Origin of the sequence: Mycobacterium persicum (assembly GCF_002086915.1) — a bacterium.
Classification (GTDB): domain Bacteria; phylum Actinomycetota; class Actinomycetes; order Mycobacteriales; family Mycobacteriaceae; genus Mycobacterium; species Mycobacterium persicum.
In genome coordinates, this window is sequence record NZ_MWQA01000001.1 from 3228061 (window position 1) to 3240582 (window position 12522).

Genomic DNA, 12522 nt, shown 5'->3' on the forward strand with positions numbered 1-12522 from the left:
GCACTGAATGATCGGCTCGTGGCCAAGCGTGAAAATCGTGGCGTGAACCGGTGGGAGCTCATTGCGTGTGCGGTCAGCGGGCACGCCACCTATGCACCCGACGACGAGGCACTGGCGGACCGGCTGAGCGCCACGACCAAGCTCGGTGACGTATGGCGCTGTCTTCGCTGCGGCGACTTCACCCTCGGTGAGCCGCATGGACGAGGACATCCCGAAGATGCACCACTGATCATGCGGGGCAAGGCGTTACGTCAGGCCATCATCATCCGGGTGCTCGCGGTCGAACGGCTGTTCCGGGCCATGGTGCTCGGTCTGGCCGCGTGGGCGGTGTGGGAGTTTCGCGGGGCACGCGGAGCCATTCAAGCCACCCTCGATCGTGATCTGCCGGTCTTTCGCGCGGCCGGGTTCAAGGTCGATCAAATGTCGGCGATACATGAACTGGAGAAGGCGCTGGCCGCAAAACCATCCACGCTGGCGCTGATCACGTTCATGCTGGCCGCCTACGCGGTCTTGCAGGTGGTCGAGGGCGTGGGCCTATGGCTGCTGAAGCGCTGGGGCGAATATTTTGCGGTGGTGGCCACTTCGCTGTTCCTGCCGTTGGAGATCCATGACCTGACCAAGGGCATCACCATGACCCGGTTGGTGACCTTCACCATCAATATGGCTGCGGTGCTGTACCTGTTGATCTCGAAGCGGTTGTTCGGGCTGCGCGGCGGCCGCCAGGCATATGAGGAAGAACGGCACGGCGAGCAGTTGCTCGACCTGGAACGCGCAGCCATGACGGCCTGACGGCGCCGCCCGAGCAGGATCGGAGATCGCAATGGGCACCTACGCAATCACCGGAGCGGCATCCGGGATGGGCCGCGCGGCCGCGGCGCGGCTCCGGGATCACGGCCACACGGTGATCGGCGTCGACCTCAAAGACGCCGACGTCGTCGCCGACTTGTCGACACCACAGGGACGCGCGCAGGCCGCCGACGGAGTCTGGGTGACATCGGGCGGCAGGCTCGACGGTGCCGTGCTGGCTGCGGGCTTGGGGCCAGGCCCGGGGCGGGACCGGCTGCGGCGGATCGCGCAGGTCAACTACCTGGGCGTGGTCGAGTTGTTGCACGCGTGGCGGCCCGCATTGGCCGCCGTCGACCGTGCGAAGGTGGTCGTGATCGGAAGCAACTCAACGACGACGGTTCCAGCGGTTCCCCGGCGAACCGTGCGAGCACTGCTGGAGAATGACGCCGACGGGGCGCTGCGGTCAGTGAGGTTGTTCGGCAGAGGGGCGCCTTCGATCATGTACGCGGCGTCGAAAATCGCGGTGAGTCGCTGGGTTCGGCGCCATGCCGTGCTGCCGGACTGGGCCGGTTCGGGTATACGGCTGAATGCCCTTGCGCCCGGGGCCATCATGACACCGTTACTGCAGGAGCAGCTGTCGGACCCGACGCAAGCCAAAGCCGTTCGGTCGTTCCCTATTCCCATCGGTGGATTCGGCGACGTCGCGCACATGGCCGACTGGATTTGCTTCCTGCTGTCGGACTCCGCCGACTTCCTTTGCGGCAGTGTGGTGTTCGTCGATGGCGGCTCCGACGCATACTTCCGGGCCGACGACTGGCCCAAGCCGGTGCCGGTGCGCCGACTGCCCGGGTACCTCGTGCGGTTCCGTCGCGGTTCCCGCATGATGACCTCGGGTGATCGGTGACCGGGTTGCGGTCGAGCGGCTCGCCGTGACGATCGGGATTATCTGCGCGATCCCGCAGGAGTTGTCCTACCTGCTGGGTTTGATGTCGGGGCCCGAACGCCACCAGATCGCCCAGGCCAGCTTCGACGTGGGCGCGCTCGACGACCACCCGGTGGTCTTGGCCGCAGCCGGCATGGGCAAAGTCAACACAAGTCTGGTCGCGACGTTGCTCGCCGACCGATTCCGTTGCCGCACGATCGTTTTCACCGGTGTCGCCGGCGGGCTGGATGCGCAGCTGCAGATCGGCGACGTCGTCATCGCCGAAAGGGTGGTCCAGCACGATTTCGGCCTGGTGGAGGACGAGCAGCTGCAGCCCTACCAGCCCGGACACATACCGTTCATCAAACCGACCGAGCAGCTTGGCTATCGGGCCGACCCCGGGCTGATCGAGCGCGTGCGGGCCCGTCTGGACGGGTTCACCCTGCCGTCTCTGTCGATCGGAGCGGGTGGCCACGGCCGGCCGCCGCGAATCACCTTCGGCACCGTTCTGACCGGTGATCAATACCTGCACTGTGAGCGCACCCGCAGCCGGCTGCACCACGAATTCGGCGGCCACGCAATCGAAATGGAGGGTGGCGCGTTGGCTCAGGTCTGCGAATCCTTCGGTATCCCGTGGCTGGTCATCCGTGCGCTCTCCGACCTTGCCGGCAGCGATTCCGGCCTGGATTTCAACCGGTTCGTCCACGAGACCGCCGACGGCTCGGCCCGGATCCTGCTGCGATTGCTCCCGGTGCTCACCCGCCAATCCACGATCTAATTGTCCTTGGATGATGCTGATCCAGCACACCGCCCTGCAGGATGTAGCTGCAACGGTCACATCAGTCCCACCGGTCTCCGGGGGGGGGGGGGGTTATGGCATCTTTTAACGGCAAGTCCGTTGCAGGACTTCGTTTGTCGCTGGAAGCATTAGGGGGCTGCGCCTCGGTGTGGTGAGATGAGAATCGGGGCTGGTGCGGTCAGGGTTGACGCTTAGGAGGTTTCGGCCATCCCGTCGCATTCGCTATCCGTCATTCGGGCGCGCCGGCCCGCCGACGATGATCACGTCGATCTGGGTGTCTGCCTGCGTCGGTGCCGACGGCACCGAGCGTGTGTTGACGGCGCCGAGACTGCGGTGATGGCGCCGAGCGTGCGGTGATGGCGCCGAGTGCGGCATCAGGGCGGGCCGCCGCGGGATGTCCCCGCCCTACACGCACACTCAAAGCCGTCATCGCACACACGGCGGCATGAGCCCGAGGTCCACGAGAGTGATTGCCGCGGCCCGAGGGCAGATCCCCGTCTTCTGACGGTGGGTCAAGCAGGCCCATTCAGGCCTCGTGGTCGCTGTGTGGCAGTCCCGGATCGGGCGTGGATCGGGCAACGCGGCAAGAACCCAACGGGTTGGCGGGTAAGGTCGCCGTATGCCTCTTCCTCCACCAGGAAATGACCGCGCCGCCATCGTCACCGGGGCGTCCTCGGGCATCGGCGAGGAACTTGCGCGGATTCTCGCCCAGCGTGGCTACCAGGTCGTCCTGGTGGCGCGCAGCGCCGATCGTTTGGAAGCGCTCGCCGGTCGGTTGGGACCGGATGCGCATCCGTTGCCCGCCGATCTGTCGGAGCGAAGCGACCGGGCGAGCCTGCTGGATCGGGTCGTCGCGCTCGGCCTAGTACCGGACATCCTGGTCAACAACGCCGGTCTCTCGACGCTCGGCGTCGTGGCCAAATCCGTTCCGGCCCAAGAACTCAACCTGGTGGAAGTCGATGTGGCCGCGGTCGTCGACCTGTGCAGCAGGTTCCTGCCGGGCATGGTCGAACGTCGTCGGGGAGCGGTGCTCAACGTGGCGTCGGTGGCCGCATTCGGTCCGTTGCCCGGACAAGCCGCATATGGCGCGGCGAAGGCGTTCGTGCTGTCTTATACCCACAGCCTGCGCGGCGAGCTGCGTGGTACCGGGGTCGGGGTGACCGCACTGTGTCCCGGACCGGTCGACACCGGCTTCGGTGATGCCGCGGGATTCACCAAGGAGGAAGCCGAAAACAGTTTGCCGCGCATCATGTGGAAACCCGCCGCCCAGGTGGCTCAGGCCGGAATCGAGGGTTTGGCCGCCGGCCGGGCCGTCGTCGTCCCGGGTCTGGTGAACCGCGTCGCCGCCGGTCTTTTCCGGATCGCGCCGCCCGAGTGGATGCTGCCGTTCCTGGCGCGCAACCACCCTGCGCTGAATCGCAGTTGAGCTTGCGCGCCCGTCAGGTTGCCGCGACGTGTAGGTGGCGGCCCAGGTATCGCTGACGGGCCTGGAGCCGCTGCAGTTTCCCGCTCGTGGTGCGGGGAATCTCTGAGGTGGGAACCAGCACGATGTCGTCGAGGGAGAACCCGAATGCGGTTCGTACCGCCATCGCGACGTCGGCGCGGATTCGATGATGCTCGGTTTCCGTGGCATTCGTGCCTATTACGGCGATGACGGATTCTCTGCCACGTCGTGCATCTGGGACCGAGAAGACGATCGCATGCCCGGCGCCAATGTCGGGCATGGCGTCGATTGTCCGCTCAACGTCGTAGGGCGGGAAGTTCCGGCCACGGACGATCAACATCTCTTTGCTGCGACCTACCACGAAAAGTTCGTCCTCGGAGACGAATCCGCGATCTCCGGTGTCGTGCCAGCCGTCGGGCGGGCAGGTGACCGAGCCGTCGTCATTGCGATAGCCGAGCATGATCGACGGACCGCTCACCTGGATCTGGCCCTCGATGCCCGCCGGCAGCTCCACACCGTCGGCGTCCACGATACGAATCCGCAGGCCGTCCACCGGCTTACCGCACGAAACAACCTGGCGTGGTCGCGATTCCCACACCCGGACGCGCCCGAAATTCGTTGCGGCCGTGGCCGCGGGTCGCAGCGCCAAAGTCGTGGCCAGCACCGACTCGGCCATGCCGTAGCACGGAACCAGGGCGTCGCGCCGCAATCCGAGTCGAGCGAAGGTGTCGGTGAAGTAGCGCACCGTGGAGTGGGCGATCGGCTCGGCGCCGACGTACGCGTACGCCAGCGGGGACAGATCGATTTCGGTTGTCCCGCTGGCACGTTGGAAAGCGTCGGCAGTGGCGCGGTATGCGAATGGCGGACCCGCGGTATGGGTCGAACGATGGTGCGTCATGTGCCGCACCCACGACAGCGGGTCGCGGAGGAATGCCAGGGGTGTCATGATGCCCACCGGTAAGCCGTAGAGCAGCCCGCCGAGCACCTGGATGAAGCCCATATCGTGATACATCGGCAACCAGCTGAAAGCCCGGTCGTGGCCCCGCGCAATGGCCGTCGCATAACCGATGGCGCCGACATTGTGCGCGACATTGCCGTGCGTCAGCAGCACCGCCTTGGGGGCGGACGTCGAACCCGACGTGAGCTGGACATGATGGAGGTCGCTCGGCTCGGGTGGCCGGCCGGTCGGCCAGGAAAGTGGTTGGGCGTGGTGGAGTTCTTCATAAGCGAGTACGGGCGCATCCGGTATCGCCGCTGTAACCCGGGATTGAGCTACCACCAGCTTGGGATCGACGACGCGGATCGCGGCACGCAGGTGTTGAACGCCCGCCGACTCGTCGTGCGACGGTGTGGGTGGCGGTGCGACGGCGCACGGCAGCGCGCCGATCAGCAGGGCCGCCAGCAGCGTCGCCAGGTACTGCTCGGTATTGGCCGACACCATCACGATCCGGTCGCCCCGGCTCAGCCCGCTGGCGGCGAGTGCGCCGGCGTGGACGAGCACCCGGTGCACCAGGGCGTCCCCGGGGAGCGTCGCGAGATGTTCGCGGGTGCCGTAGAAATCGATCTGCTGTAGGCCCTGCTGCAGCAGGCGAGTGTAATCGATTGCGCCACTGGACATTGCGGGTGCGTTGGCCCGCACGTGCGCGAGCACATCGGGCGAGAAAACGCTCACGCGCCGGCCAGCCGGCCGGCCTTGTCGGTCAGCCGTCGCCGCACATAGTCCGCGACATCGGCAACGGTGTGGAACGCAAACGCCGCCTCTTCGTCGATGAACACCGCGAACCTGTCCTCGAGCTCGGTCATCAACGACATCAGTACCGCCGAGTCGATGGGCAGGCTGAGCAGCGGTGTTCCGGAGTCGACCCGGTCGAGGTCGACCTGCGCGAGATCCTCGGGCGCCAGCACCTTCTCGAGGGCGTGGCGGAATGCGGCGATGACTTCGCCGGCCTCGGGAAGTATCAGCGCGGAACGGTTTTCGGTCATGATCCTCACTTCGGGTCAGCGTCTAAAGGCGGTGACGGGATCGATCCGCACGACACGGCGCACCGGGATCAGCGATCCGAGAACGGCCATGACGGCGGTGGCGGCGGCCATCACGGCCAGCAAGGTGGGGGTGATCTCGACGGTGACGTCGCCCAAACGGTCGGCGATCAAGAATTGCGCGCCGTAGGCGACGGCGGCGCCGGCCAGATAGCCCAGCCCGGCGATCACCGCTGCCTGGGCAAGAACTGTGCGGCACAACTGGATTGGGCGCACCCCCAGGGCGCGCAGCACCCCGAAATCGCGCAGCTGCTCATTGGTCACCGCCAGCACGGTCAAACCCACCAGCGCGACACCCACCAACACCGCGATCGCGATCATCGTCTTCAACGGTCGCCCGATCATCGAAATGATGATGGCTCGGCTGTTGTCGGTGAACGTGGCAGCGGCCAGAGCGTCCATGTCGGGCAGGTCGCGGTGGATCGCGGCGGCGAGCTGGGTAGCGGTGTAGCCGTCCCGTGGTTGGACCAGGAAGTAGGACACCCGATTTCCGGCCCGCAGCAGCCGCGCTGCATCGGGTAGCGAGATGAACGCGTAGAAGTTGCCCAGTGCGGCGGTCTGGTTGGACAGCCCCACAACCGTGAAATCTTCGTCGACAATCTGGACTTTGTCGCCGAGTTTGATTCCGTTCTTGGTGGCCAGCACCCGGTCCAGCACCACCTCGCCGGAGCGGGCGACGTTGCGGCCCTGCGCCAGCGACCACGGGCCGCCCACACCGGTCAGGGTGTCGTAACCGACCACGAAGTACGCAGTCTGCGTGCCGTTGTGGACGAAGTCGGACGGTTGGCCCAGGATCGGATCGGCCGACTGGACGCCGGGAACCGTCAGCAGGCGATTTCTGTCCTCGGCGGGCAACCACGACACGGCGCGGAACAATTGTTCGACGCCGGGCTGTACCACCCACACGGCGCCCTTGGAATGGTCGATGTAGGTGGTGACCTGATTGGTGGTGCCTACGAAGATGCCCGAGATCACCAACACCAACAGCACCGCGATCCCCACGCCCAACACCGAAAACACCAACCGGGCACGCTCGACGACGAGGTTTTTGACGGCGATGATCACTGACGATCTCCTGTCTTACCGGCGATGCCGCGCAACCGCTGGACCGCGTGCGTCGTGACCGACACCACACGGTCGATGTCGTCGGGCGTCACCTCGGGACCCAGGGAGAACCGTACGGTGGATCGTGCGGTCGGTTCGGTCAATCCCATCGCGGTCAGCACGTACGACACGGCGTCGTGTCCGGCGTGGCAGGCCGACCCGGTCGAAACGTAGATGCCCTGCATATCCAGCGCATCGGCCAGGGTGTCGGCGCGGACGCCGTCGAATCGCACACTGATCGTCTCCTCCAGCACCGGTTCGGTGCTGTTGACATGCACACCCCCGGCGTCGGCCAGGCCCAGGATCAATTGCTCACGACGCTCGCGCATGCCCAACCGGTGGCCCAACGACCTGCGCCGCAGGCAGACCTCAACGGCGGCAGCCATTCCCATGGCCCCGGCGACATTCTCGGTCCCGGCGCGCAACCGGTTCTCCTGCGGCCCGCCGCGCACCATCGGCACCAGTCGGTGCCCGTTGCGGACGGCCAGTGCACCCACCCCGCGCGGGCCACCGAACTTGTGCGCCGACACCGAGATCAGCGACGCGTCTACCGCGTCGAGGCTGAGCTTGCCGGCGGTGTGCACGGCATCCATGTGAAAAGCCGCACCGGCGTGGGCGGCCAGCGCCGCGATCTCGCGCACCGGCTGGATGGCGCCGGTTTCGTTGTTGGCGTGCATCACCGATACCAGCGCCGTGTCGGGGCGCATCGCGGCCGCGACCGCCGCCGCCTCGACATGACCACCGGGCCCGGGATCGACGATCGTCACCGCGACGCCCAATTCTTCGAGTGTGCGGGCGTTTTCGAGGACGGACGAGTGTTCGATCGAGGTGGTCACCAGGTGACCGGTGAACCCGTGGGCGGCGAACGTTCCCCATAATGCGAGCGCATTCGCTTCGCTACCACCGGAAGTCAGCACCACCTCGTGGGGAGTCGCCCCCAGGAGCCGGGCAATCGAGTGGCGCGCGTCGCGCAGCGCGTCGGCGGCCGCGCGCCCCGCCGCGTGGCCGCTCGACGGATTGCCCAGCAGCTGTTGGCCGGCGTGGACAGCCCGGGCCGCAGCCGGATGTAATGGCGCCGTGGCCGCATAGTCCAAGTAGAGGCCGTCAACCCCATCGGTACCCGGGTGGATCGGCAATGCGGACACGACCGCCCGGCCGTCAACCGGCGAAACAGGTGCCATCGTCGTGAATTCCCTTGCGGTAGTTGTCGGCGAGCCGGTGGGCCACGTCGGCACCCAGCACTGCGACGTGTTGTTGGTCAGGTCCGAGCCCGCCCGACCATTGCAGAATTCGTGCGGCGTCCAGGGCGGCAATGTCAGAGATCGTCATGCCGCCGAGGCGCTCGGTCAGGATGGATCCGACAGCAAGCGAAGCAGAACAGCCATACGCCTCGAACGCAACCTCACTGACAGCGTCCGCCTCGACGCGTACGGTGAGCAAAATCTGGTCGCCGCACACTGGGTTGCCGACGAAGGCGCAGACGTCAGGGTTCGCGAGCCGCCCGCAGTTGCGGGGGTTGGTGAAGTGATCGACCACCGTGGGGCTGTATCGCGGCATCGTTTATCCCCCCCGGCTTGTCTGGGCGAGTTCGCATTCGGCGACCACCTCGCGGGAATCCAGGTACTTCTCGATACTGACGGCGCAGCAACCCAATTCGGCCCCATGCCGGCGGCGGCGGAATTGCACGGTTTGGCCGGTTCGGCCGCAGGGGCAGGTGCCTTCGTCGACCTCGCCGACGTCGTCGGATAGCAGAAAGCCGGGATAGGCCGTGTTGAGTGCGTCCAGGATCGCGATACCACCGGTCTTTCCGGTCCCGAGTTCGGTTGTGGGGTCGGTGATGTCGCGGATGGACAGATAGCACCACGGTGGGACGTGTTTGCGTTGGTGCTCGCACTCGATGGCCAGCATGTTGGATTCGATCATTCCGTACATGTCGCGGATCCGGGTCCGGTCGATACCCAGCAACCGTTCGGCCTTGTCGTTGAACTCCGCACGGCTGATCGAGCGTCCGGTGTATTGCTTCCAGCCGCCGAGCATGATGATCAGCGATTCGGGGTCCAGGGTCAGTGAAATCGCCTCCAATTCCAGGTATCTCATGAAGCGGGCGACGATGAACGGGGGGCCGACGATGTGCCTGGTCATCTTGCCGTCCCAGTGGCGCAGCCGGGCCAACGCCTCATCGGGGCGAAACGAGTAGTCGCGGACGAGGTAGCTGTGATCGTCCAGCAGCCCGGTGAGCAGATTGAACACCTTGACCATGCCCATTTCGGGCACCTCGGCCGTCGACGGGCAGAGGAACAGTCCCGCGCCATGGGAAATGCCGAAGAAGTCGCGATAACAGCCCAAAAGCCCCACCGATGCCCGGGTCACGGTCAACGTATCCCGGCGAGCGACCGACGGCACTCCGCCGGTGCCCGTAGACCGGATCTCCATCTCGATGTCTTGTAGGCCCGACGTCAGCAGAACGTGGGCACCGGTTTGTTTGAACATGCCGACCGGCAGCAGCGGGATCCGGTGTAGGTCGTCGTAGTCGCGGATGTCGGCCGGCGTCACCCCCGCGGCGTCGCACTGCGCGCGATAGAAGCCGTTGCGCTGAAAGTGATATTCAAATGCCTTGCGCAGCACGTCGGTGAGCGACGTGCGCGTCTCGGCGGCCGGTGCGCGCAACGCATCACCAGGCATGCCCAGCATGGTGACTAAATCCACGACCTTCTCCTTCAGCCCCCCAGCCAGACCTAAAGCCCTTGGGGGCTTGGAACGTAACGCAGGTAAGGAAGCGGGCCCTGCCAGCCGTCGGGATAGGTGTGGCGAGCCTGCTCGTCGGAGATCCAGGGAGCGATGATCACGTCGTCGCCCTGCCGCCACTGGGCCGGGGTAGCCAACCCGTTGTTCAACAGCCGAAGTGAGTCGATCGCCCGCAGCACCTCGTCGAAGTTTCGGCCGGTCGTCATGGGGTAGATCATCACCAGCATGATCGTCTTGTTCGGGTCGATGACGAATATGTTTCGTAGGGTGGCAAGTTCGGCGGGCGGGTGTTCGCTGGGGTCGCCCGCGATGTTGGCGGGCAACATCCCGTATGCCTTGGATACGGCGTAGTCGGTGTCGGCGATCAGCGGGTAATTGGGCGCCGTACCACTGGTGCATGCGATGTCTTTCGACCATGCGGCGTGGCTGTCGAGCGGGTCGGTGGACAGCCCGATGATCTTCACATTGCGACGGTCGAATTCCGGCTTGATGGTGGCCAGATAGCCGAGTTCGGTGGTGCATACCGGGGTGAAGTCGCGGGGATGGGAGAACAGCACTGCCCAGCTATCGCCGATCCACTCGTGGAACTTGATCGGTCCCTCGGTAGTCGTCGCTTCGAAATCCGGGGCGGTGCTGCCGATCGTCAGTGTCATGAAGTCGCTCCAATCCGGTCGAGTGTTGCCATCAGCGGCGCGGCCGCTGCCTTTCGCTTCGGGTGTCTCGGGAAACATTGGGGGGCTGTGAGTTCGGCTCCTAGGTCGCGGCGGCCAGTAGTCGACCGTCTTCGAGGTGCAGGACTCGATCGGCGATGTCTTCGAGGCGGGCGTCGTGGGTCACGATGACCACCGCGGAGTCCTGGGCTTTGGCCGCGCCGGCCAGTTGCGCGCTGACCTTCTTTCCGGTAGCCGAGTCGAGGTTGGCGGTGGGTTCGTCGGCCAGAATCACGTCCGGGCCCATGGCCAGCGCACGAGCCGCGGCCACCCGCTGTTTCTCGCCTCCGGACAATGCCGCGGGGCGGTGCTGCGCGCGATGCCCCAGATCCAGCTCGTCGAGCAGTTGCTGGGCCCGCGCGATCGCCACGGTTTTGCGTACACCCGCGTAACGCAGTGGTAGCGCGATGTTTTCGACGCTGGTCAGTGACTGCAACAGGTTGTAGTCCTGAAACAGATAGCCCAGCCGGGCCAGCCGCAGCTCGGCACGCCGGCGCTCGGACAACCGGCCGGCGTCGTGGCCACAGATGTGCACCGAGCCGCCGTCGGGGGTCAGCAGCAGGCCCATCACCAGCAGCGCGGTGGTCTTGCCGCCCCCGGAGGGCCCGACCACCAGGACCACTTCGCCACGTTGGACGGATAGGTCGACGCCCTGCAGAGCGTGCACCGCCGTCGCGCCGTCGCCGTAGTCAACGGTGATATCACTCAGTCGCAGCACCGGACCCGACGTGTCTTCCGGAATCGGCCTGCGGCACTGAGCACATCGGGGGGCCGAGGCGTTGTGATGGCACACCGGGCAGCGCATGGGCATCCTCACTTCGGGTCAGCGTCTAAAGGCGGTGACGGGATCGATCCGCACGACACGGCGCACCGGGATCAGTGATCCGAGGAGGGCCATGACGGCGGTGGCGGCGGCCATCGCGGCCAGCATGGTGGGGGTGATCTCGACGGTGACGTCGCCCAGGCGGTCGGCGATCAGGAACTGCGCGCCGTAGGCGACGGCGGCGCCGGCCAGATAGCCCAGCCCGGCGATCACCGCCGCCTGGGCAAGAACTGTGCGGCACAACTGGATTGGGCGCACCCCCAGGGCGCGCAGCACCCCGAAATCGCGCAGCTGCTCATTGGTCACCGCCAGCACGGTCAAACCCACCAGCGCGACACCCACCAACACCGCGATCGCGATCATCGTCTTCAACGGCCGTCCGATCATGGAAACGACAATGTCGCGGCTCTTTTCGGCAAAGGCCGCGGCGGGCAACGCATCCATGCCCGCCACGTCCCGGTGGATCGCGGCGGCGACCTGCTCCGCGGTGTAACCGTCCCGGGGCCGAACCAGGAAGTAGGACACCCGATTTCCGGCCCGCAGCAGCCGCGCCGCGTCCGGCAGCGAGATGAACGCGTAGTAGTTCGTCACCGCGGCGGTCTGGTTGGACAGCCCGACGACGGTGAAATTCTCGTCGACGATTCGAACCTTGTCGCCAAGGCGGATTCCGTTCTTGGTAGCCAGCACCCGGTCCAGCACCACCTCACCGGAGCGCGCGACGTTGCGGCCCTGCGCCAGCGACCACGGGCCACCCGCGCCGGTCCGGATGTCATAGCCCAGCACGAAGTAGGCGGTGTGGGTGCCGTTGTGCACAAAATCGGACGGTGATCCCAGCAGCGGATCCGCCGATTGCACCCCGGGGACGGTCAGCAGGCGGTTTCTGCCGTCGCCGGGTAACCACGACACCGCTTTGAACATCTGCGATACCCCGGGTTGTACCACCCACACGGCTCCCCTGGAGTGGTCGATGTAGGTCGTGACCCGATTAGTGGTGCCCACGAAGATGCCCGAGATCACCAATACCAACAGGACCGCGATCCCCACTCCCAACACCGAGAACACCAACCGGGCACGTTCAGCGACGAGATTCTTGACGGCGACGATCACCCAGCTACAAGCCCTTGCTCACACGCGAACCTGGTAACCCAA

The 12522-nt window shown here is 65.9% G+C and carries 13 protein-coding genes; 4 read left to right on the forward strand and 9 right to left on the reverse strand.

Annotated elements, in window-relative coordinates; all coding sequences use genetic code 11:
• Positions 1–18: 18 nt before the first annotated feature.
• The 4 genes from B4U45_RS14805 (at position 19) to B4U45_RS14820 (ending at position 3933) form a co-directional block, all read left to right on the forward strand.
• The gene (locus B4U45_RS14805; RefSeq protein WP_075546007.1) at positions 19–789 is read left to right on the forward strand and encodes a DUF2127 domain-containing protein; all 771 of its coding nucleotides are present in this window, start codon (positions 19–21) and stop codon (positions 787–789) included.
• 31 nt (positions 790–820) lie between these two features.
• Positions 821–1690, forward strand: coding sequence for an SDR family oxidoreductase (locus B4U45_RS14810; protein WP_075545995.1), 870 nt, complete (start codon positions 821–823; stop codon positions 1688–1690).
• Between the two features lie 25 nt (positions 1691–1715).
• Positions 1716–2486 (forward strand): 5'-methylthioadenosine/adenosylhomocysteine nucleosidase, encoded by a 771-nt coding sequence (locus B4U45_RS14815; protein ID WP_075546008.1) that lies wholly within the window; start codon positions 1716–1718, stop codon positions 2484–2486.
• A 640-nt stretch (positions 2487–3126) separates the two neighbouring features.
• Positions 3127–3933: an SDR family NAD(P)-dependent oxidoreductase gene (locus B4U45_RS14820; RefSeq protein ID WP_075548629.1), complete on the forward strand. Its 807-nt coding sequence runs from the start codon at positions 3127–3129 to the stop codon at positions 3931–3933.
• A gap of 13 nt (positions 3934–3946) precedes the next feature.
• On the opposite strand, the gene B4U45_RS14825 is transcribed toward B4U45_RS14820, so the two are convergent.
• The 9 genes from B4U45_RS14825 to B4U45_RS14865 all read right to left on the reverse strand — a co-directional run bounded on the left by B4U45_RS14825 (position 3947) and on the right by B4U45_RS14865 (position 12480).
• Entirely contained in the window at positions 3947–5590 is a 1644-nt protein-coding gene (locus tag B4U45_RS14825) for an AMP-binding protein (protein WP_167381694.1), read from the reverse strand.
• Positions 5591–5619: 29 nt separating this feature from the next.
• Positions 5620–5934: an acyl carrier protein gene (locus B4U45_RS14830; RefSeq protein ID WP_075548649.1), complete on the reverse strand. Its 315-nt coding sequence runs from the start codon at positions 5932–5934 to the stop codon at positions 5620–5622.
• A gap of 15 nt (positions 5935–5949) precedes the next feature.
• On the reverse strand, positions 5950–7056 hold the full coding sequence (locus B4U45_RS14835) for an ABC transporter permease (protein ID WP_075548630.1): 1107 nt from the start codon (positions 7054–7056) through the stop codon (positions 5950–5952).
• Complete coding sequence (locus B4U45_RS14840) at positions 7053–8189, reverse strand: cysteine desulfurase family protein (protein ID WP_244174393.1); 1137 nt, start codon at positions 8187–8189, stop codon at positions 7053–7055. Before B4U45_RS14840 ends, B4U45_RS14835 begins: the two co-directional genes overlap by 4 nt.
• Positions 8190–8253: 64 nt before the next feature.
• Positions 8254–8652: an iron-sulfur cluster assembly scaffold protein gene (locus B4U45_RS14845; RefSeq protein WP_075548631.1), complete on the reverse strand. Its 399-nt coding sequence runs from the start codon at positions 8650–8652 to the stop codon at positions 8254–8256.
• A gap of 3 nt (positions 8653–8655) precedes the next feature.
• Complete coding sequence (locus tag B4U45_RS14850) at positions 8656–9801, reverse strand: LuxE/PaaK family acyltransferase (protein WP_075548632.1); 1146 nt, start codon at positions 9799–9801, stop codon at positions 8656–8658.
• Between the two features lie 29 nt (positions 9802–9830).
• Positions 9831–10493, reverse strand: a complete 663-nt coding sequence (locus B4U45_RS14855; protein WP_075548651.1) for a peroxiredoxin — start codon at positions 10491–10493, stop codon at positions 9831–9833.
• A gap of 100 nt (positions 10494–10593) precedes the next feature.
• Entirely contained in the window at positions 10594–11292 is a 699-nt protein-coding gene (locus B4U45_RS14860; RefSeq protein ID WP_075548652.1) for an ABC transporter ATP-binding protein, read from the reverse strand.
• Between the two features lie 81 nt (positions 11293–11373).
• On the reverse strand, positions 11374–12480 hold the full coding sequence (locus tag B4U45_RS14865; RefSeq protein ID WP_075548633.1) for an ABC transporter permease: 1107 nt from the start codon (positions 12478–12480) through the stop codon (positions 11374–11376).
• Positions 12481–12522: the final 42 nt, after the last annotated feature.